The organism is Nitrosomonas marina, assembly GCF_900110145.1.
Taxonomy (GTDB): Bacteria; Pseudomonadota; Gammaproteobacteria; order Burkholderiales; family Nitrosomonadaceae; genus Nitrosomonas; species Nitrosomonas marina.
Genome location: NZ_FOCP01000008.1, coordinates 131,164 through 153,975 on the forward strand (window position 1 = coordinate 131,164; position 22,812 = coordinate 153,975).

At 44.6% G+C, this 22,812-nt stretch carries 21 protein-coding genes; 1 reads left to right on the plus strand and 20 read right to left on the minus strand.

Translation table 11 applies throughout. The features are described from left to right. Positions 1-33: 33 nt before the first annotated feature. The 17 genes from BMX44_RS07660 to BMX44_RS07740 all read right to left on the minus strand — a co-directional run bounded on the left by BMX44_RS07660 (position 34) and on the right by BMX44_RS07740 (position 18,297). On the minus strand, positions 34-270 hold the full coding sequence (locus BMX44_RS07660) for a hypothetical protein (protein ID WP_090630689.1): 237 nt from the start codon (positions 268-270) through the stop codon (positions 34-36). A 395-nt stretch (positions 271-665) separates the two neighbouring features. Then, a complete protein-coding gene (locus BMX44_RS07665) occupies positions 666-1,400 on the minus strand; it encodes an MlaA family lipoprotein (protein ID WP_218143932.1) in 735 nt (244 codons plus the stop codon). 101 nt (positions 1,401-1,501) lie between these two features. After that, complete coding sequence (locus BMX44_RS07670) at positions 1,502-2,776, minus strand: alpha/beta fold hydrolase family protein (protein ID WP_090630695.1); 1,275 nt, start codon at positions 2,774-2,776, stop codon at positions 1,502-1,504. 719 nt (positions 2,777-3,495) lie between these two features. After that, complete coding sequence (locus BMX44_RS07675; protein WP_090630698.1) at positions 3,496-5,871, minus strand: putative bifunctional diguanylate cyclase/phosphodiesterase; 2,376 nt, start codon at positions 5,869-5,871, stop codon at positions 3,496-3,498. Positions 5,872-6,064: 193 nt separating this feature from the next. Continuing rightward, entirely contained in the window at positions 6,065-6,895 is an 831-nt protein-coding gene (locus BMX44_RS07680) for a phosphate ABC transporter ATP-binding protein (protein ID WP_090630702.1), read from the minus strand. After that, the gene (pstA, locus tag BMX44_RS07685; protein ID WP_090630705.1) at positions 6,892-7,746 is read right to left on the minus strand and encodes a phosphate ABC transporter permease PstA; all 855 of its coding nucleotides are present in this window, start codon (positions 7,744-7,746) and stop codon (positions 6,892-6,894) included. The genes BMX44_RS07680 and pstA overlap by 4 nt, the downstream gene beginning before the upstream one ends. 4 nt (positions 7,747-7,750) lie before the next feature. Continuing rightward, positions 7,751-8,593 (minus strand): phosphate ABC transporter permease subunit PstC, encoded by an 843-nt coding sequence (pstC, locus tag BMX44_RS07690; protein ID WP_090630709.1) that lies wholly within the window; start codon positions 8,591-8,593, stop codon positions 7,751-7,753. Next, entirely contained in the window at positions 8,583-9,437 is an 855-nt protein-coding gene (locus BMX44_RS07695; protein WP_245738865.1) for a phosphate ABC transporter substrate-binding protein, read from the minus strand. Before BMX44_RS07695 ends, pstC begins: the two co-directional genes overlap by 11 nt. A gap of 3 nt (positions 9,438-9,440) precedes the next feature. Next, positions 9,441-10,250 carry a DUF547 domain-containing protein gene (locus BMX44_RS07700; protein WP_090630714.1) on the minus strand — a complete coding sequence of 270 codons (810 nt, stop codon included), beginning with the start codon at positions 10,248-10,250 and terminating at the stop codon, positions 9,441-9,443. Between the two features lie 649 nt (positions 10,251-10,899). Next, a complete protein-coding gene (locus tag BMX44_RS07705) occupies positions 10,900-11,724 on the minus strand; it encodes an alpha/beta hydrolase (RefSeq protein WP_090630717.1) in 825 nt (274 codons plus the stop codon). A gap of 105 nt (positions 11,725-11,829) precedes the next feature. Next, positions 11,830-12,333, minus strand: coding sequence for a DUF2141 domain-containing protein (locus BMX44_RS07710; RefSeq protein WP_090630721.1), 504 nt, complete (start codon positions 12,331-12,333; stop codon positions 11,830-11,832). A 96-nt stretch (positions 12,334-12,429) separates the two neighbouring features. After that, positions 12,430-14,799 carry a GspE/PulE family protein gene (locus BMX44_RS07715; RefSeq protein ID WP_090630811.1) on the minus strand — a complete coding sequence of 790 codons (2,370 nt, stop codon included), beginning with the start codon at positions 14,797-14,799 and terminating at the stop codon, positions 12,430-12,432. A 29-nt stretch (positions 14,800-14,828) separates the two neighbouring features. Next, entirely contained in the window at positions 14,829-15,593 is a 765-nt protein-coding gene (locus BMX44_RS07720) for a 3',5'-cyclic-nucleotide phosphodiesterase (RefSeq protein ID WP_090630723.1), read from the minus strand. A gap of 21 nt (positions 15,594-15,614) precedes the next feature. Beyond that, positions 15,615-16,040, minus strand: a complete 426-nt coding sequence (locus BMX44_RS07725; RefSeq protein WP_090630726.1) for a universal stress protein — start codon at positions 16,038-16,040, stop codon at positions 15,615-15,617. Between the two features lie 49 nt (positions 16,041-16,089). Continuing rightward, positions 16,090-16,806: a TerC family protein gene (locus tag BMX44_RS07730; RefSeq protein WP_090630729.1), complete on the minus strand. Its 717-nt coding sequence runs from the start codon at positions 16,804-16,806 to the stop codon at positions 16,090-16,092. 71 nt (positions 16,807-16,877) lie between these two features. Next, positions 16,878-18,056, minus strand: coding sequence for a patatin-like phospholipase family protein (locus BMX44_RS07735; protein ID WP_245738866.1), 1,179 nt, complete (start codon positions 18,054-18,056; stop codon positions 16,878-16,880). Position 18,057: 1 nt separating this feature from the next. Then, positions 18,058-18,297, minus strand: coding sequence for a hypothetical protein (locus BMX44_RS07740; protein ID WP_090630732.1), 240 nt, complete (start codon positions 18,295-18,297; stop codon positions 18,058-18,060). Positions 18,298-18,438: 141 nt separating this feature from the next. Between BMX44_RS07740 and pip the strand changes: the two genes are divergently transcribed. After that, on the plus strand, positions 18,439-19,413 hold the full coding sequence (gene pip / locus BMX44_RS07745) for a prolyl aminopeptidase (protein ID WP_090630736.1): 975 nt from the start codon (positions 18,439-18,441) through the stop codon (positions 19,411-19,413). Positions 19,414-19,548: 135 nt separating this feature from the next. On the opposite strand, the gene BMX44_RS07750 is transcribed toward pip, so the two are convergent. Genes BMX44_RS07750 through BMX44_RS07760 form a run of 3 tightly spaced genes read right to left on the minus strand, consistent with a single transcriptional unit; the run spans position 19,549 to position 22,738 of the window. Continuing rightward, a complete protein-coding gene (locus BMX44_RS07750; protein WP_090630739.1) occupies positions 19,549-20,631 on the minus strand; it encodes a carboxysome shell carbonic anhydrase domain-containg protein in 1,083 nt (360 codons plus the stop codon). A 24-nt stretch (positions 20,632-20,655) separates the two neighbouring features. Continuing rightward, entirely contained in the window at positions 20,656-22,161 is a 1,506-nt protein-coding gene (locus tag BMX44_RS07755) for a complex I subunit 4 family protein (protein WP_090630742.1), read from the minus strand. 1 nt (position 22,162) lies between these two features. Next, positions 22,163-22,738 (minus strand): proton-conducting transporter transmembrane domain-containing protein, encoded by a 576-nt coding sequence (locus BMX44_RS07760; protein ID WP_245738867.1) that lies wholly within the window; start codon positions 22,736-22,738, stop codon positions 22,163-22,165. Positions 22,739-22,812 lie beyond the last annotated feature (74 nt).

The following is a 22,812-nucleotide window of genomic DNA, read 5'->3' on the forward strand; positions in this document are numbered from 1 at the left end:
ACCCGATGACAACCCTGCAATTGTCGGCGCATTTTACCGAAAAAAATTCAGAATAATTAACAGACAGGCAAAAAAGATGGTGTAAATGGAATATTTCCGGGAATACCGGGCGTGATCTTCTTTTGAAGGAAAATCCGCTTGATCGTTATCTTCGGCATATTTTTTCCTGATATAGGCATAAACCTGATCATAATTGGTGTGCATGTAGCGGTGATACAACATCAATACAAAGCAGATCACCACTCCGGTCCATCCTAGCAATTCAATCATAGACTTTACTGTCGACAATCATAGAATTTGATTCCACCCAGGTCTTTTGGAAAAAGCATGGAAACATCGTTTTAGTTGCGCAGGTTGGTGGTGAGTTTGCAAATCCCAATACATGCTTCAATATCCGCCACATACGTTGGGGTTCGTTAACACTTCCCACTTACCGTCAACCTGCCGAGTTTATATCTCAATCGGGTTTAGCCTCATCAGAGTTTGTTTGAGATACCACACTCTTCATATGAACAGAGGCATCGCAAAAAGTAAAAACGGAGAGATGTTTCTTTACCTGGCGCGTCAATTCTGCTTGATATGCATCTCAATGCATAAACCGGCATATACTTATCTTTATAGTTGACAGACAAGTCTGGACCTTTTTCATTCCTGCCGCAACCGTCCTATTTTGCTATTTCCAGTTTTCTTTTTTGCGTGTACAGATACCGGATTAAATCGTATTCAAATGGCGAGCCGCTCTTATAATAGCGAAACTTGATTTGCTTGCGGGTGTTAACGGCACGCGTTGCAGCAAAGGCACTTCCAGCGCCCCTGTGTGTGTTTAAATTAAAAGCCTGCCAGTAAAAAACGACACTGTAAGCCAGGGAATCGACCAGCCGGCCAGCGCCATCGCGTGCATTCATAGGGCCCAGTATAGGTAATACCAGATAAGGACCGTTACCAACCCCATAATGTCCCAAAGTCTGGCCGAAGTCTTCTGGATGTTTATGAATTCCCCAGGCGCTTGCATGATCCCAGAGTCCACCGATACCCACAGTCGAATTTATCAGAAAACGCGATACAGCATACATGGATGATTTGGGTTTTAATTGCAAAATTGAATTTGTCAGGTTGGTTAACTCATTTAAATTCGAGAAAAAATTGCTGATTCCGGTCTGCGCAATTTCCGGCGTGACAAATTCATATACCTGGACGGCCGGCAGAAATACGAATTGATCAAATTTGGCGTTAAATTTATAGGCGCCCCTGTTAAAGCGTTCCAGCGGATCATAAATCCGCATTGGATAGTTTTCACCATCATTATCATTTAAAGTTCTTTGCGCCGGAATAATTTCCTTTTGTTGTTTGGGCGCCGTACTGCAACCGGTTATCGCACCGACACCTAATAACAGCATCATAATTCCGAGTAATTTTGACAAATAACTATTTAGCATTTTCAAACAAAGCCACACTTCACTGAATATCAATACACGTGCGGTCAGTCACGTATACACATCATTCAATTATTAAAAAAATCAACCATATATGCCGCATTCTCTTTATAGTCTATGTTTCCGCAATGGCCTCCGTTGGGATATATTTTGGCTCTCGATTTAAAGACCTTTTTTAAGTAATCAATTTCACCCGGTGCCAGAATAAAATCATCCTGATTCGTCACCAATCCAATTTTTGGTGATTTTGCCAAATAATCCTCAATACTTTCCAGGCTGGTACTTGCGATCAACGCCTGCTTACTCAGTTCAGAATGTCTTGTCTGGAAATATGGATAAAAATATTCATTAAAATAATCCACAAAGCTTATTCTGAGACTGACAATCATATAGTCGGTTAATGAGCTGGTGCTGGTTAATACAAGGTTTTTGGGAACGATATATCCTTCATTATTCACGACATCCGAAGTAAAATACATTTCAGCGGCGGAAATTCGAAATGAAATACCGATAACAGCAGCCAATTTTTTCCGATCATCTTTAAAACGCTTGAATGCCTCGTAAAGGAATTCTTCATCAGTGTCGATGAAATTACCCGACGAGTAGAGTGTTGAGAACTGGTCCATGGTTTCAACCATGAATTCGTCTATTTTATCCAGACCTCCCGGTACATTGTTGACCAGAAGATCATCAAGAATACTTACGGAGTTGTACAGGTTGACCGGTGGATTGATCATTAAAACCTTATTGAAATCAAATACTCTGCGTTTTTCATCCAATTTTGATATAAACGCCGATTGAGCGCCGCCCAGACTGTAACCCGTGAGGTAAAATTCGGTCACAGCCACGTCGTTTCGAATATTCTTCCAGATTAACTGCATCACGTTGTAAAGATCTTCAGAATCTTCCTGGATATTGCCGGGAACCGAATTTGTGGATGCAGAAACGATGAAATTTGGATGCGTCGGAGAACCCAGCGCAACAACATGAAAGCCGGCTTGGTAGAAAATTCTGAGTAACGCATCAGCTTTGGGCGAATTGGAATTGCTTCCAGTCCCGGCAATAATAAAAATCAGCGGCGCAGCCTCAGCCTGAGTAGCTATGGTATATGTCAGGCTTTCGTTGTACCAAAAAACTTCTGGTGTCTTTCGATCTTCAAACACTCTTATTTGTTGTGTCTTGATATCTATTTTATCCGGCACCCTGGCTTTCAACTCCTTAGGGGTACCAAGAACCGATGCTTCAAAAGGGTCCGTTATCGGGTAGCCATAGGCCAGAGAAACCTTATTGACCCCTGTTAAAACAAGCATCAAAAAAACGCAAACCAGTCTTTTGCTATTCATATTTTAAATTAAAATGCTGAACAATAAGATAAATTGATGCGGCCGCTCTGTGAATAATCAATCACTGGATGGATATCCATCAATGCTTTGTACCGCTCATCTCCAAGCGTGCCATTACTGCCAACACTATAAAACATATGACGGTTTTTCAAAACCCTCATGCAATTCCCAAACCAAAAACTGATCAAAATCACACACGTACTGTTTTATGACCTGGGCAATCAAAACCGGACACACCAGTTAAGCGACTTTCATCGTTTCTTCAACTTTTGCCTCAAATTGATTAAAGCTTCTGTATGCCGGAAATGAATGTAGCCGATAGCTGTTATAAAACACAGCGAAATACCGAAAATATCCTGCTGTGCCGCGTATCGGTGTCATCAACATCTTCAGTTATTCAGCGAGACTAATAAAGGCGCACTTGCGTTGCAAACTCCAGCTTCACTTTCGTATCAATACAACAACCGGTTGCTTAAATATTGCTCCACAATGCTGCCAGAGTGAGTGTGGAATTCTACGGACGAATCCTTAAACAGCTTGATAAATTGCTGGTAACTGTATGGGATCTGACCCTTGATTTGTGGTTATGGCGTCCATCAACATCCTGATGCTGTTGATTGAACAGTAATGTTAACTATATAAAATTCATTGGTTAGAAAAAAAATTAAAAGGATCCTGCATTCATTTCGAGCACCAAAATAAGCTGACCAATTTTCACTTTAGTGGCAAATCCTTTCAATTAGCAGTGAAGTAGCTGACTCTTCTGGCATCGGCCTGCCTAGATAATATCCTTGCATGGAATTAACACCGCTTTCCCTAAGAAACAAAAATTCATCTTCGGTTTCGACACCTTCTGCAAGTGAAACCATACCCAGTCCCTGAGCCAAAGAGACAATAGTTCTTACAATTGTTTGATTCTTTGGTTCATTCGTAATATTTCGCACAAATGACTGATCAATTTTCAATTTATCAACTGGAAGATTTTTTAAATAAGTAAGTGAAGAATATCCGGTGCCAAAATCATCAATTGATATATAAAATCCACGTTTCTTCAGAATATTGAGTAAATTAATCACATGATTATGATTACCACAGATCGAACTCTCCGTAATTTCTAATTCAATCCAGGCCGGTTTGCATTCGGTTTCAGTTAAAATATGTTCCAGACGATCCAAAAATAGCAAGTGGTTTAATTGGCGGGACGATACATTGATAGCTATTTTTCGGTTAGATAAAAGCCCTCTACTGTTCAAATCAACAGCGGCCTTACATCCCTGGTACAACACAAACTCGCCGACTTCAATTATTAGACCAGTTTCTTCTGCAACCGGAATAAACTGGCCGGGATGAACCACTTTATCTGGTGTTATCCATCGTACCAAAGCTTCAAAACCAATAAGTTCAGCACTTGCGCCATCAATCTGCGGTTGATAATGTACCGAGAGAATGTGATTATCCAGCGCTTTCTTCAGGTCTGAGGTAATCATCACTTTATGCTGGACTGCTTGTGTGAACTCGCTTTGATAAAAACTGTATGCATTTTTCTCTTGTTTTTTAGCATCAAACATGGCCGTGTCTGCATTCTGGAATAATTCTTCGGGCGTATTAGCATCTTCAGGATAGATTGCAATTCCGATACTCACAGTAACGTACACATCAATTGACTCAATACGAATCGGTTGCCTTAACAGAACACGGATTCGTTCAATGTATGATGATATATGGGCTTTTGAAATAAAAGAATCCAGAATAATTGCGAATTCATCTCCACCGGTACGCGCAATATAAGCGTCTAAAGGAAATGTTTTTCTCAAAATCCCAGCAATTTTGACAAGCAATTCATCGCCAAATCGATGACCGTATGAATCGTTAACTATTTTAAACTCGTCAAGGTCCAAGAAAAAGAAGGCAAAGGATTCATTAAGCGAACATTTTGTGACCAATTGTTTCTTAAGGCTTAATCTATTAGGAAGCGATGTAAGGTTGTCAACGTGCGCTAATTTATCCAGGTTTTTTTTCGCACTTAATATATTTGCTTCATGACGCTTGTATTCGGTAATGTCGCGCGCAATACTGAATATTCCAAACAAATTTCCATTTTCAGTATAAAGAGGCCCTTTCGTTGTCAAAAAAATCTTTTCTTCACCATTTTCGAGAAATAAACTCTCTTCATCACTCTGAATACGGCGGGATTCGACAATGGACCGGTCACGCTCAAACAACTTGGACGCCGGCTTGGGAAGAATAACATCTGCATCGGTAAATCCGATTATTTTGTTTGCTGGCATGCCAAATAAATCTGCCGCACAATGATTAATAAGTATATATCTTCCTTCAACATCTTTCGCAAAGATCGCATCCGGTGAGCTTTCTACAATTGAATTTAAAAGTGCTTCATGTTGTATCAACTCGAGGTTGATTAGTTTCTGTTCGGTGACGTCCTGTATAACCCCCTCGACACGTTCAGTCTTTCCGTTTCGGATAATTGGAATCCCTAATGTTCTCACCCACTTACGATTTCCTTTATGAGTAATCATTTCTAATTCGAGCAGGTACGATTTACCATATTCAATGGCTTCTTGCAGTGCACGTTCGATTCTGATTTTGTCGTCTCCGGAAAACACTTCCAGGCCTACTTGTACCGGGGTGATTTTACTCGGTTCAAGATCGTAGATTAATGCAACTTCTTCGCTCCAAGTTCCAATCATTGACTGCACATCAAAACCCCACCGGCCAATATTGGCAACCTTAACAGTTCGTTCTAAAATTGTTTCAGTATTTTTTAACGATTCTTCCAGCCGTTTTTGATTGGAAAGGGAATCAATATGCTTCTTGTGATCACTGTAACGAGCATATAATAATCGATAGCTGATAACAAAAAAGAACAGAGCTGAGCACACTACAAATAATAATTCCTTATATTTACCCAGTAGTGCAAATTCTCCCGGATCTATCAAGATTTTATGGACGAACAAATCAGAACTATGAAACCACATTACTCCAACTATCAGATAGATAAACGCAATCATTAAAGCTTCTTGTATACTTCGAAAATCCTTTTTGGCCATACGAGTGAAAAATTTAGATTGTTTCATGTACCTTATCAATGTATTCAGCAATAAATGAAATTTGAAGTTTTTTGTTATAAAACCTGTGCATTAGGCTGATAAAAAATACAATTAGTATTGATTAACGCTTATCATTTTGTATCAATCTGCACAAAATCGGATGTAAGATTTTCCAACAGATTCTGGTCGATCAAAGCAGCGGCAATTTTGTTCTCGAAAACTATCCTCTCGCTCCGTTCACATAAGCCGCCGTCAATTCATCCCGGGGTGATTCGAATATATGCCGGCAGCGGCCGAATTCGACGAGATGTCCGGCATGGCCTCTGACCCAGAAGAATGCTGCGTAGTTGGCGATTCGGCGTGCCTGCGCCAGATTGTGGGTAACGATGACGATGGTGTAACGACCCTGCAAGCTGCAGATCAGATCCTCCACAATGCCGGATGCCATGGGATCAAGTGCGCTGCATGGTTCATCCATCAGCAGAATTTCCGGATTGAGTGCCAGTGCGCGGGCAATGCACAGACGCTGCTGCTGCCCGCCTGACAGGCTCAGGGCAGAAACGTCGAGACGGTCACATACCTCGTTCCACAGACCGACATCCCGTAAAACTGTTTCAGTAATGGCCGCCACTTCCGTTTTTTGTGTGATGCCATGTTCATTGAGTGGTAGCGCGATATTGCGGCGAATGGACAGCGGGAAAGGTGTAGGTTTCTGAAATACCATACCGATACGCCGCCGCAACGCCTGCACATCGCACTGAGGGTGGTGAATATTTTGGCTGTCAACCAAAATACGTCCGTCAATGCTGCAGCCCGGAATCAGATCAGTCATGCGGTTTATTGCCGACAGAAAACTGGTTTTTCCGCAGCCCGACGGACCGATCAACGCAGTAATGCAGCCTTTGAAAATATCCAGCGAAACATTGTCCAGCGCAGCCTGCGTGTTATAGCGCAATGACAGATTGCGCACCTGAATAACCGGTTGCGGTTCGCAACAGGGCGGTCCGGCCTCCAACGGCCCAAGGGTAAAGGCGTTCGGGTCGTCGTTCATGTCATGATTTTTTTACGTTGCAAACCATAAGCCAGCTTCATTGACAGGATATTGATACATAATAACAAACTTACAAGCACCAGCGATGAAGCATACGCCGGACTGTCGCCGCCCGGCACATTCATCGACAGATCGAAAATATGCAACGCCAGTGCGCGACCTGAATCCAGCAATGAACCGGGCATACGGTCAACATAACCACTGGTAAACAGCAGCGCCGCCGTCTCGGCCAGTGCACGTCCGATACCAATTAACAGGCCTGCAGCCAGTGTAGGCGCGGCAGCGGGCAGTATCAAATGAGTCAGCGCCGCCGTTCGCGACAAACCCAGCGCAGCAGCAGATAACCGGTAAGTGTCGGGTACTGCGCGCAGACCGGCTTCAGCAGTACTTGTCAGAATCGGCAATAGCATGCAGGCCAGTGTCAACCCGCCGGACAAAATAGAAAAACCAAGTTCCAGGTAAATACTAAAAAAAGCGTGACCAAACAGGCCAAACACAATAGAGGGCACACCCGCCAATACGTATAAACTGAAGCGTACAATTCTACCGAAAGTGCTTTCAGCCGGCACAAGCTCTGCCAGCAGCACTGCCGTCGACCATGCCAACGGCACCGAGGCGACCATGGCCACCAGCAGAATCAGTACGGTAGATACCAGAATCGAAGCAATACCACCCGCCCGCCCGGCATCGGTTGGTGATTCGGTTAGAAATTCCCAGGAAAGATGTGCCGCGCCGCCATGAACAAGATCAAAAAGCAACCAGAAAAATATCAGGCTGACCAACAGCACCGTCAGGTAAATCAAACCCTGTATCACACCATCGCGGAGTTTTTGTTTTACCCGCAGCGACATCGATCTAAACCTGTTGACGTTTTTCCAGCAAACCGGCCATGGCTGACAACACCATTACCAGCAGCATCAGCAGCAAACCGGATACGAACAGAACCGACCGATGATCACCCATGGCATAAGCCATCTCAAGCGCAATATTGGCCGCCAGGGTACGTACCGGGTCAAATAGTGATTCAGGATGCTGCACCACATTGCCTGCGACCATCAATACCGCCATAGTTTCCCCGAGTGCACGCGCAGCTGCGAGTATGATTCCGGCCGTGATACCGACCCGCGCTGCAGGCAACACAACCCCGGCAATCGTGCCCCAGCGGGACAATCCCAGTGCAGACGCATTTCGAAATAGCTCATCGGGCACCGCTGCAAGCGCCGCACAGGCGGTTATTGTTATCATCGGCAGAATCATCAGCGTCAGCACCAGTACAGCAGCCAGCAAGCTTGCGCCGGGTGGTTGCCATTCACTGATCAAGGGCACCAGTGTCGTCAGTCCCCAGAAACCAAAAACCACCGAGGGAATACCTGCGAGCAATTCAATCAACCGTCTGTAAAGCGACGCCAGGTGCAGTGGCGCAAAAAACACAATAAACAACGCTGAAGCAAGGCCCAAAGGTGCCCCCAGCGTTATCGCACCAATACTTGCCAGCAATGTGCCGGAGACCATAGGCATTAGATTGTAGGCACCCTCGAGCGGATGCCATGATGCATCAGCCATAAATCCGGCAATAGACAGTCCCGTTAAAACAGGCCAGGATTCGATTAACAGAAAACAGAAGATCAGCAGCATAACCAGTACGGCAAGCAACGCGCCGGCACGCAGAATTCCGGTCAGAATGCGGTCAGTCTGCATCAACCGGAACAAAATGCTGCGCCTTGATCAAATCCTGAACCTGCGGTGACTGCGCAAATCCGATGAATTGCTTGATCACCCCCTGTGGATCACTTGCGGTTACCAGATTGAGTGGCCGCGATAACGGAAACGTGCCGTTACGTACATTTTCCACAGTAGCTTCGACACCATCAAGTGCCAGCAGCCGTAAAGACGCACCACGCTGTACCTCGTATTCAGCCGCGCCGATGGATACGTAACCGATGGCATTGCGGTTGCCCGTTACCGTCTTGATACCCTGCGCATTGTCGCCGATGATGATGTGTGGTTTGATGGCACTGTTTTTTAGTTGCAGATAATCCAAAAACAGCTCCAGCGTTGAACGCCCTTCTGCCTTGTTCACGACGGTAATACGCGCATCTTTTCCGCCGACATCTCGCCAGCGCACTATGTCTCCGGTAAAGATACCGGCAATCTGACTCTTATTGAGCGCATTCACCGGATTATCCGCATGCACGAGCAAACTGATGCCGTCCAGCGCAACAGTATAGGCATGCAGGTCGTTTTCGTCCGGCTTCAGCGGGCGTGACACCATGCCGATATCGGCAATGCGCTTGCGCACATCGTTGATGCCGCGCGACGAACCGCCTGTCTGTACGTCGATGCGTACACCGGAAAATTGCATTTCGAAACGCCGTGCAATTTCATTGATCAGGGGGGCAACTGTACTCGAACCGGTCAATACCAGCCGTTGCGGTCCGGCAATGGCAGCGCCGGACACAGTCCAGATCAATCCGCAAATCGCAATAATTAGTTTTGCTGCAAACAATCGGCTGGCCGGAAACATTCCAGTCATTGTTATCATACGCTACCGCTTGTCATTTAATTGCCAGTCGTACTCAAGATAACGCACCTTGAAGTGGCCCGATGCAACCACCTGTCTGTCCTGCTCGTTATCGGTCAGACTGTCTGCGTAATGTGCCAGAAACTGGTTCAGTGAATGCCAGCCCCTCCAGCCACTTTCAAAGTCTTCAGAATACCAGTTAAATATTTTAGATATTTCCAGACGCGCAGTCGACGGATTGTAACGATTCCGCGTTCGGTCTTCGAGAAATGCTTTGGTAACGGCTTCCAGTTGCTGCTCAAGCTTCTGACCGGTGAAAGCCTGGTTCAGCAACGCCGGACAGCCGATCGAAGCGCAATTCACCGCGAAATGGATGCGCGGTTCATTGTAGATACCGTTTTTGCGGATCATACCGTGTTCAATCTCATCCAGCGAAAGCATTTTTCCAAACAGCGGCACAAATTCCTTTTTCCAGGGGCTACGTAAAAATGAGCCCAGATCCTTGATTGAATCAAGTTCTGGATAGCGTGTCAGAATCAGCTCTATGGTAAAGGCGTTATAGGCGTTAATCAGAAACGCCAGTTGCTCCGGTTTTTTCCAGCTTATAAAAGTATGCTCACTGACAGCTGACAAACGCTGCAAATATCGCTGCAGTGTCTGACGATTTTCTAAAAAAGCGAAATAATCGACCTGACTGGCTCGCCCCTGATTGATCATAACCACATGATCACGCAGCAACTGATCCCAGGCAGTATGGTCGAATCGCTCTGCCCACAGGGAAGACGTCCAGCACAACAGCAATACTGTCGAGAAAGTTTTGATTAACCCCGTCATTCTGCAATCCCCAGTTTCATTCAATAACCGGCTATTAGTCGACGTCTTCCGACATTGCTTACAATAGCCGATACTGTTCGGAATGTTATAAGCATATTAATTGCAAACGATACAAGCCAACTGTCGCCATACACAGTGGCTCGAACAAAATGCACGTCATGGTCACAAACACAAGCCATAAGAAGTTCTCTACGGCCATATTATCTGTTAAATCCATGTTATACATTCACGGTATAGCCGTCTGACAATCCGATTAAAGAGACAATACCAATAAAAAAACAACACCAGCACACTTGTCCGTTACATCAGTCAAGACACTAATACCTGTCCTGCCGCCGCCGTTTGCCACTCAGATTAACACAATTTACTTGAATTATTGTTTATCAATCGTAATACATAAATCCGTGCACAAGGCCACATTATTAACTGTGCATTAACTACCTTCTGTCAGGGGGGAGAAATCGATCGAGTATTACCCTGGCTCACACCATTGATCGCAATGACAACGTAGCGGCTGTAGGTAAAACAGTTTTGGGAAATTGCTGAGACCCATTCAACCAGTAGTATTATGGAATTAAAACAGATTGCAAGACAGGAAAAAACAATTATTCATTGTCGAGTTATTCACATCAATCAAACGAAGTAATTGCTAGGGCCTCAAGTTAGCATGGATAAATGTTCCCAGCTCATCGATCCATTCTTCGCGCATCGTTATAAAACCATCATTATGGCCGTCCGACAAAGCCAGAAAATACTTTGGCTCAGCAACCGCCTGGTAGAGACGCTGACCGTGTGAAAATGGCACAATGTCATCATCGGGACTATGTGCCACAAAAACCGGGCAGCTGACAGATTTCAGATATGCCAGTGTGTTGTATTCAAAACGAGCAATCAAGCGTACCGGCAAATAAGGATAAATGGTTTCTGCCAGGTCGGGCACCGAGGTAAATGTAGAGGCAAGCACCAGTATCGCAGGATTGTTTTGTGCAGCCAACCGGGCAGCTATCGCGCCACCAAGAGACTCTCCATATAGCACCACCTCGTCCGGTTTCACTCCCTTGATGCCGGTCAAGTATTGCCAGGCCGCATTGGCATCGGTATAAGTGCCGCTTTCAGAAGGGGCGCCACTACTTTTTCCGTAACCCCGGTAGTCGAAAATCAATGTATTCAGGCCAAATGCACGAAACATGGATAGGTAATTGAGCCGGTGTGAAATATTGCCTGCATTTCCATGCAGAAACAACGCTGTGCCTGTTGCATCCGGAGCCGGGACAAACCAGCCATGCAGGGTTTCACCATCGTCAGTATTAATTTCAACAGTTTCATAGCTCAAACCGATTTGGCCGGGTGTTGCTATCATTTCCCGTCCGATATGAGGAAAATAAACCAGATGCGATTGCATGAAAAAAATCAGTAAAACAACCACACCATACCCACACCCAAGCAACATAAGCAGATTGAATAGCGCTTTCATCGGTTATACTTTCGATAACGCGGGAATACAGTAGTCTGGAATAAAATCTGGTGGCATTCTATTATGCCGCACATGTCCGGCATCAAAAAAATGCAATCCGAACGGTCACGGCTGGCGCAGATTGATAGTGATGTCCGCGCCTAACCCTTTCGTATTAAATGCAGAATCGCTGAATTTTGGGTATCCCATTACCGGTTTGGGATTGTTGGACAAACCAAACGGCTCACCGGGCATCATATTTTGCTGTCGTTTTAATTTACGGTCTGCATCCTTGTCATGATAGACCGAGACAGCATATGTGCCGTGCTGGTCCAGGTTCATGCACACAAGATGCTGTTCGCCAGTCGCAGGTACACGAATATGACGTTTACGTCCGTGTCTCATCAAAAAATGATTCGGGTCATCATACAAACCCACAGTCAACATTCCGCCAAAACTGACTCCGTTAACTGTCACCCTGATCTGTGAAATATCCGGATTGCATTCATCAGCAGCCTCGTGTGGTTGAATATTCAGCTGTTGTGCAGCCTGTATTGTCGTTGAGGCTGCCAGACCTGGCAACACTACAGCCAGGATTACAATGAAGGTGTTGTTTTTTAAAATTGTCATGTCGAATCTTCAAGAATATGCAGTTAAAACCCAGCTCAATCATATCAGATTCCTGTTGACTCTAAAAAACGACGATTCGCCCCACAGGCATTGCGTCTATTTGATGCAAACGAGCCGCACCTGATGAATATCGGTAATACCCTGCAACACCTTCTCAATTCCATCCTGTTTCAAAGTCCGCATACCTTCGTTCAATGCGGTTACCAGCATCTCCGCAACTCTCGCCCGCTCCTGGATATTTTTTTTCAGCGCGTCTGATGCTGTCAATAGTTCATGCAGGCCAACACGCCCGCTATAACCTGTTCCTGCACAGTCTTCGCAGCCTACCGATTTATACAGAGTAATCTGCCCCTGCTCGTCACCATATTGCTTCTTCCAGTTTGCCAGTATTTCTTCATAAGCTTTGTCAGTATCCGCTTTGAAATGATCAATATGTCGCAATTCCTCACAGTACTCGGTTAACAGCGACCTGATTTCCCGGTCGCTGACTATATAAGCTTCTTTACACTTCTTACACAGACGTTTGGCCAGACGTTGCGCAAGTACACCAAGCAAAGCATCAGCAAAATTAAACGGGTCCATGCCCATATCAAGCAAACGAATCACCGATTCAGGTGCGCTGTTGGTATGCAATGTTGCAAAAACCAGATGGCCTGTCAATGAAGCCTCGATACCAATGCTGGTTGTCTCCTTGTCACGCATCTCACCCACCATGATGATATCGGGATCAGCGCGTAAAAAAGATTTCATGACAACCGGGAATGTCAGACCCGCCTTGGGATTCATTTGCACCTGTCGCAGACCTTTTTGCGTAATTTCAACCGGGTCCTCGGCTGTCCAGATTTTGGTTTCCGCCCGGTTAAGATGTTTCAGGATGGAATGCAGTGTAGTCGTCTTGCCAGATCCAGTCGGGCCACAAACAAAAAACAGGCCATAAGGCTTGCTGATAATGCTTTTCAGCTCATTCAAATTGTGCGGTGTGAAGCCCATTTTATCGAGTGGTATCGGTTCTCCGGCAGCAAGAATACGCATGACGACATCTTCTATCCCGCCTGCCGATGGAATGGTTGCCACCCTGAGTTCAATATCCAGTGGCGCAAATCTTCTAAACTTGATTTTTCCATCCTGTGGACGACGTTTTTCTGAAATATCCAGATCACACATAATCTTGATACGGGTGACCAAAGGACTTCGCAAACTGGCAGGAACCTCAATATAAGGCATCAATGAGCCGTCTTTACGGAAGCGGATTTTAGTTTTCTCTTTTCCTGGATACGGTTCAACATGAATATCCGAGACGCCCATTTTGTAAGCATCGATAATAATTTTGTTGACCAGCTTGACCAGTTCGTTATCCGAAGCGGCCGAAGTCTCATCAACTTCCTGCAATTCATCATTTTCGTCTTCCAGGCCAACCAGCATGTCGTTAATGTCGCCGGTATCAATATCCTCTGAACTGCCTCCGTAAAACAGATCAACAGTCTGCTTGAATTCACGTTTGGTTGTAACTGTATAAATAACTTTATACTTGGGAAAAATATTGTTAACAATCCGAAGTGACCTTATCCGGTCCGGATCCAGCGTCATTACAACCAGTCCATCTTTGCTGTCATCAATCGGCAGCCATGCATTCGTTTGCACGTACTCTCTCTTAAGATTACGTAACAAATCAATCGGCTTTACACGCTCTGCTTTAAAAGACTCATACTTTACGTCGAAAAATGACGCCAGCGCCTGTCCAATCAAAGGTACGGCTATTTGAAATTCATCAATCAGCACATCTTCAAGATCGCAGCCTTTTTTCCGTGCTGACCGCGTCGCCAACTCAAATTCACCGGCAGAAATGACCGCGTCCATAACCAGGTGATCATATTTTGATTTTAGCAGCTTGAATGATTTTTGCCGCTGTTTCAGAGCGATAGCCAATGTTCGGGTAATTTCCTCTGCACCGTCGACAATCATTGGCGTGAAGGGTTTGTCGTCTTTACTATTGATAACCTGCATGACGCCAATCAATGCATGGTCTTCTGCATTTAGAATTGGTGACACAAGCATTTGCTTGGTTCGATAACCGGTACGCTTATCAACGTCCTGTAAAAAAGTCAGCTTCTCATTCAGCGACTTTAGTTCGCGCTTATTGTAGACATCTTCTATATTGATCGTTTTTTTTTGCAGCCCTACAAAGCCGGCAATACTGTGTTCGCTAACCGCGAGTTTCAAGTCCTGAAACGTGTCGAGACCGGTTTTTACTCTGGAAGATAAGAAGCTATTGTCTTCACTGATCGTATAAATGGTCAAACGATCAGCGTTAAATAAACTGCAAATGTCCTTGCTGACTTCCAGCATAATCTCATCGATGTCAGTAGCCGCATGAATTTTATTGGTAACATCCTGCAGTTTTTTTGAAAAATTCAAACGATTGCTGATGTCGGCGGATTCCTCATCGGCGGGTTTGATCGCGATCATTGTATTCATCCAATTTTTCTCCACGAAACTCAAAAATCGAATATTTGATTCTTCAGTAATCTGCGCGGGTTATATCTTCCAGCACATGCCTGAATCTCTCGCATGGTTAATTCATCTTCACCCTGCTTTAAATGCGTAACATAGATATCTGCATGAAATTTCAGCTTATCCAGTTCGGCACACAATAAACTCGGGCACAGATGCTTAGATCGTATGGCAATATCTCGCTTTGCTTCACAAAATGCAGCCTCGATAATCAGATATTTCAAATTTTCTATAGTATTTACGACAGACCAGAGCGCATCATTAGTGGTTGTATCTCCAGTGAATACCAGGCTGGACCGGCCTGAGTTAACCTGAAAACCAACAGCTGGCACTACATGATTGGCAGGCAACGGCGTTATCATCCTGCCATCCAGATTAATAACTTCACCCTCTGCAATAATTTCATATTGCATGTATGGAGTTTCCATATTCGGAATTTTTGTAAAATCCGGCCACACCAGCCAATTAAACATGTGGTTCTGCAAAATGTTGACCGTTTCCTGGGTTGCATAAACAATAACCGGTTTTTTTCGCAAAAATCCTACGGTATCAACCAGAAAAGGAATAAATGCAATATGATCCAAATGAGAATGTGTTACAAATATGTGATCTATCCGGACCAGTTCATCCAGCTTTAAATTTCCAATACCGGTGCCCGCATCAATCAAAACATCTGAATCGACCAGCAATGATGTCGTATCCGAATCACTTCCGATACCTCCGCTACACCCTAATACTCTGAGCTTCACTTCATGCTCCGCATGGTTACACTATTTAACAAGTAATACCGGTGTTGAAGACAACTGTATCACCTTGCTCACCACCGAACCCAGTAACAGATTTTTAATGGCGCCATGACCGCGTGCGCTGATAATCACCAGGTCACAGTTTAAATTTGCTGCGAACTGTTCAATCATCATGGCCGGATCACCAATCGTAATATGATAGCTGTACTTAATCTGTTCTTGATCGAGTAATTGAACTGCTTTTTGCAAGCATTTCGTACCTTCCTCCTGATGATATTGCTTGATATCATCCTGAGAAATGAATAAAGATACGTTCCCGTCCAGCGGAAATTGCACATTCAATAAATGAATCTCCGGTACAGCTTTGTACCAGTTCATCATTTCAACCATTTTTTTCACTGCCTTGCTGGAGTTATCGGATCCGTCAATCGGCAACAAAATTTTCAACATTGTTCAAGGTTTCCGTTAAAGTCCAAGAAAAAGATCGTTTCTAGCGCGATCACCTCGGTTTATCACCCAGATCCACAACCGGTTCTATTCTGTTTTGAGCATATGCAGCCAGCCGCTTTCCAGTAATTATCACAATCAAAACAGTTACAACAGGAATCAGCCATTGAAGGAAAGCTGCATTATGGATTATCCAGTCCTGAGTAACCGTGTCGGTAACCGCCATATCTCCGGCAATCCAGCCCAATAAAGCAGCACCGATTACTATTGTGATCGGATATCTGTCCATGAGTTTCAGGACAAGTTTGCTGCCCCAGACGATGATAGGCACACTGAAAACAAGCCCAAAGATAACCAGAGTCATGCTGTCCTTGGCAGCCCCGGCGATCGCGATGACATTATCAAGACTCATGACAGCATCAGCGATAATAATGGTTTTAATAGCACCAATCAGTGTTGTACTTGCAGCGACTTCATGGCCATTGCCAGCCGGTTCCGGTTGAAGTAATTTGATACCGATCCAGATCAATAAACAGGCCCCAGCAATTTTCAAGTAAGGTACTGTCAAAAGACTCAAAGCAAAAAAAATCAGAATGACGCGCAAACCTATTGCGCCAACGACACCCCAGAAAATTCCTAGATTACGCTGTTTTTCTGGTAATCGACGGCAAGCCAGAGCGATGACTACCGCATTGTCTCCACCCAGTACGATATCAATCGCAATAATCTGTACTACCGCCACCCAAAATTGTGGACTATCAAATCCCATTCGACTTCGCCTTTACATCAATCAGAATTAACTGGCGCATGAAAATAAAACACGCCTCGTTCAACAACAATTTACTGACATTGAATGAAATTCAGAATGTCCTCTTTTTGTTGCATTGCATCATTTCGGCCCAGTTCAATTAAAGCCCGACAAAACGACGCTTCAAACAAAACATAGCTTAACAGCGTCGAACCATTCGGATTCATCGCACCTACAGCACGGTAAAGTGAGCGCAGTGTCAGCGGTAATGTCTGTGCAAACTGCTGCGCGATTTCATTAATTTCAATACTCGGCGATATCATCATGGAATCAATCGAGCGCAACGTAATTTTCTTTTCCTGGTGAGCTTCATACGGCACTAGTTTTAACGTTTCATTAATTCGCCGTAATCGTTCAAGATCGACATCAAGACTGTCAATAAAAATGCTGTTCATGGCATGACCGGCAATTTGTGCCAGCGATGGATAGTCGGAAGTGCTCACGCGTCCGGGCAGCTCTCTTGCTACCTTATGCACACCCAGAATCAATACTTTTTCAGCACCCAGATGAAGCGCCGGACTGATCGGCGTCAATTGCCGCATTGAGCCGTCACCAAAAAATTCACGGTTTAGTTTCATCGGTGGAAAAATAAACGGAATTGCTGAAGAGGCCATCAGATGGTTCGCACGTATTTGTGTTGATACACCCACGCGTTGTGCACGTTTCCAGGGTTTGATTCCACGTGCAGCTTGATAGAAGGTTACCGATTGACCGGAAGTATACCCCCAGGCTGTAATTCCTAATGCATGCAAGGAGCCTGAGCGGATGCAATGCTGAAGCATTCGAAAAGGTATTTTGCGTAATAAAAGTGACTCCAACGGTGAATTATCCAGCAGAGAAATTGCCCTGTGTCGTCCATACTCATGTGAAAACAGCGATATACAACAGCGTAAAGCAGTTCTGAGCACACCTATCAGATCAGAACGATAAACATGTCTCACATGAAAATTGGCCCATACCTCCTCCAGCTGGCATACACCCTCTTGAAATTCATTTGCAGCCACGGCCAGACTTGCAGCATTTATAGCACCCGCCGATGTTCCACATATTACGGGAAATGGATTCGGTGCGTTATCGGGCAACATTTCAGCAATTGCGCGCAATACACCTACCTGATAGGCAGCCCGCGCCCCACCTCCAGTCAGAACCAGGCCGATTTTTGGTTTATCATTATCAAGCTTTTGTTTCTTGTTTATTGTTCGTGATAACAAATTACGCCTTTATTTTTTCCAGTGCATCCTGCAAAGTATCCTCGCTTAACTGATTCAACGACTTTGCCAGCCTTTCGGCCGTCTCACATGCCTCCTCAGGCAGCCTTCGGCTATCCAGGCAGGCAATAAATCTCGCAGCCGCACCGACTGTTTTCAATAAACTCTGACGCTCTACCATCAGCATCTCGATTTCTGCACGCAACAGTGAAACGTCCTGTTCTTTTAAAATTGTATGATGCATGATATTACCTTTTATTTATAGATGCAGTTAAAATATGACAATAAATATATCAGAACGTTAAATCATTAAAATTTTGAACTCTGTGCTATTTGTCACCCTTTTCGTATACTTTTCCTCGACACTGACTGAATTTTAGACATTATGCAAAGCAGCAACATATTCCAGTTATTTCCGAAGATAGAACCGTATCAACAAGGCATGTTATCAGTGGATTCGATCCATACAATTTACTGGGAGCAGTCAGGCAATCCCGATGGGACGCCGGTTGTATTTTTACATGGTGGTCCCGGTGCAGGTTCTACGCCCGCCCACCGCCGTTTTTTTGATCCATCATATTACAGGATCATTGTGTTCGACCAACGCGGATCTGGGCGTTCAACCCCCTTGGGAGAAATACGCAACAATACAACACCGCTTTTGATCGACGATCTTGAGCTTTTGAGACAGCATCTTGGTATCGAAAAATGGGTGGTATTTGGAGGGTCCTGGGGAAGTACACTGGCGCTTGCATATGGCGAGACCCACCCGGAACGTTGTTTGGGAATGATTCTGCGGGGTATCTTTTTATGTCGAAAACAGGAAATCGACTGGTTTTTGTATGGATTGAAAAATTTTTTCCCGGAAGCGTGGCAGACATTTGTCGCTACGTTGAGTGAAACGGAACGTAACGATATTCTGTCCGCTTATTATCAGCGCTTGATAAATCCTGATCCTGCCGTTCATATGCCCGCCGCGCGCAGCTGGAGCATTTATGAGGGGTCATGCTCCACGCTGCTGCCAAGTTTGGAAACTGTGAATTATTTTGCCCAGGATACGGTAGCGCTGGGACTGGCACGTATGGAAACGCATTATTTCAGTCACGACATTTTCCTGCCGGATAACGCGTTACTGGAGAATGTACATAAATTACACGAAATTCCGGCAACCATCGTTCAAGGTCGCTATGATGCCGTGTGCCCGATTATCAGCGCAAATGATTTACATGAGAAATGGCCACAGGCCGAATACAGGATTATTGACAATGCCGGTCATTCTGTTTGGGAGCCGGGGATATTATCTGCGTTAATAGAGACAACCGAACGGTTTAAACAAATTCTATCATCCCCCAAGTCATGATTCCAAAAGTGATCGGGTTATATTGTTACTTTGGCCATTCAATACCAGGAAATCCTGTCGTTCTAATATAATAATCCCCATGGAAACCCTGTGTTTTCCATGGGGATTGTCAGATTTCATTAAATGCGTCAGTAACTAAGCAATCTTTTTCTTCTTAACAGGTGCAGCATCCAGTCGCTCGATCACTTCGAATTTCCGGGTGTCCATATCAGTGAATCCGGTCAGTATCTGCAAGTGTGGTAATAAATCCGGCACCTTCGCCTTGATAATATCCTGTGCGAATTTACTGAGAAAAAGCGCTTTTTCTCTGGCCAAATGGTATTCGGGCCCTGCCTCGTCACGAAACGCCGCAGAAGTCAGCAAAACAATACCGTTCGGGTCGACACGTCCATCGTCAATATTTCCCTTAAGCAATTTTGCGGCAGTTTCAATTGCAACTGACAAATTCGGATCGAAAGGACCTACGATAAAGGCAGTATTTATGGCGTGCAACCAGTCAAAACCTCGTCCAACACCCAGAACCCATTCCTTGTGCTCAGCATCGGCTATTGGTCTGTTTGATGCACGCACTTCTGCTATATGTCTGATATTACCACGAACAAGCGGTATCATATCCCGTATGATCCTTTCTGTCATGGACGGATAGAGCGAAGACAACAACTCCTCTAATTCAATTTGTGAAGACTGCTTAATCTTGGCCAGATCGACTACGGTTCCGTCATCCTCTCCATGCAGGATCAACGCCTCCAGATCTGTTTCTATACCACAAACAATAGGCACCACTGCGCCTTTTCCATATACATTGAGAAACTGATTTTTCAGTTTGATCGCAGCTTCTTTGGCAGCATTTGTATCGTAATTGTATCCACGACAACCACGATGCGCATCGCCCCGGGCATAATGATAGGTTACGAAAACCAGACAATGTCTTCCGCGACCAATGGAATATTGCACCCAATGATCAATGATAGTCTGGAAAAAAGGCCAGCCCAGGTCAAACTTGCCACCCAGATTACGAAAAGGTTGAATAATTCCCAGCGCAGTTTGCGTCATGACAGGCAAGTGCAGTCTTCCGTCCATGCATTTTAGTGCAGCGATTTCCGTTGGGTGTTCTCCTCTATACCTACGGCGCTCCGATGACAAATCCATGAATGCCTGCGAGTGACGCGCATTCAAATCAAGTAGATAATCTATTCCGGTTTTATTTGTATCAGTCATTTTCCTATCCTAAGTATTTAAAATTTAGTGCGATTGAATTGTTAATCTCGACAGCCATGCTTCAGAAGCAGCCTGATTGATATTTAATATATACTCAGGAAACAGTCCGAACATCAAAGCCAGCAAAGCAGGTATAAAGAGCAAAGCCAGTTCTCTGGATTTGATATCTATAACCTGCTCTATGTCTTTATGGACAACAGGACCTAAAAAAGCCTTTCGAGTATAAGACAGCATATATGCAGCACTCAAAATCGCACCGGACAAAGCTGCAAACCCGAGAATCGAATGCGTATTGAGTGCACCAATAATCATTAACAATTCAGCCGGGAAACCACTGGTCCCTGGCAACCCGATACTCGACAACATAAATAAAAAGTAAAAAAAAGTTAATTTAGGCATTACCTTAGCAAGCCCACCCAAATGAATCGTTTCAGTACTACCAATTCTATGATGGATAAAGCCTGCAATCAACATTAACGCACTGGCTATAAAGGTAAAGTTTAACAGCTGAAAGATTGCACCCTGAAAACCTTGAGCCGTTAATGAGGCAATACCGACAATAACTAAACCCACATGGCTAACACTAGCATAAGCCAGTAGTCGGCGTAAATTAGTTTGTTGCAACGCGATCAAAGCAGCATAAATCAGCGTCACCGCACCTATAACACTGAGCAACCAACTGAAGTCGACAGCTGCCACAGGCGCCAGCGGCATAGCAAATCTCAAAATACCGTATACACCCAGTTTTAATCCAACCAATAACGCAACTATATGCGTTGGTCCCTCCATGGCCGCTGTGGGCATCCAGGTGTGTAATGGAACCAGCGGTGCTTTAATTGCAAATCCAAATAACAAGAGCAGAAACACAATTGCCTGCAAATTATCAGGCAATGGCGTATCCAGCAAAACCGGCAGACTGAATGAGAGCTCCTGCGGAATTAAGCCTTCGACATAATACGCATGATTTGAAGCCAGCAGTATGAATGCCAGCAGAACCGGTACGCCCCCCCCAATCATATACAACAGATATTTCATTGCCGCGCTTCTTCGGTGTGACCCGATCCCCCATAATCCAATCAAGAAGAAAAAAGGTGGCAACGTCAGTTCCCAGAAAAGGAAAAACAGTACTGTATCCAGCGCACAGAATATTCCAAAACTTACACCTTCCAATGCCAGCAACAATGAAAAATGAAACCGGGGCAAATGTGCCACTGAATTCCAGACTGCAAGCATCGTCATTAAGGTCAACAATGCTGTCATCGGCAAAAACAAAATTGAAATACCGTCTACTCCGACCAGATACTCAATATTGAGAAGCGGAATCCATTCATAGCGCTCAACTAGTTGGAATTCACCATGCTCGGTATCGAATAAAATAAGCGCAAAAATCGATAAAAGCAGGGTCAGTATGGCTACAAACAGTGCGATATGTTTGGCAATATCGAGATTCCGTATTGAACCGGTCAATATCGCGCCTACCAACGGAATAATGATGATAAAACTTAAAAATGGAAAATCTGCTTCTATCATGTTAATGATCCTTTGTTATAACATGCTGAACAGCCAGCGTCTCCGTTGTCTGAATTACCTCTGAACTGGTATAGACATCACTGACAGCCTGAATATTCTGATCGATAATATCCAGCCACGGCGATGTATGCACCCCGGCTGTAATGAGTATGCCGCAAATGGCAATCGCGATGATCCATTCATTTCTTAACGAAGGCTGTGTACTGCCATACTGTTTAAACTTAAACGGACCTTGATATCGTTTGGGCGATGTAATAAATATTTGCTGAAACGCTCGAAGCAGCAGGCCGACAGTCAGTACGTTACCAATCAGAATCGCAATGGAGACAAGCCATCCCTGGCTTTTTATCGTACCTTCGAGCAATAGGTGGATACCGTCGAAGCCTGGCGTTCCAGGCATCACCATCGTACTTAATGCACTGACTACAAATAAGACAGCAATAGCAGCGTTGACATCATACATACCACCAAGCCGGGGAATGTACGCGGTATGCGTTCGTTTATAAATCATCCCGAGACTTAAAAACATACCGGCTGCTGCCAGTCCGTAAGTGACCCAGACTGTGTGAAAACCCAATTGGTTATATAATTTTACTTTCCAGTTAATTGGAGTATTCCATGAGTAGGTTCATTGAGGGCGAAGCACGGACT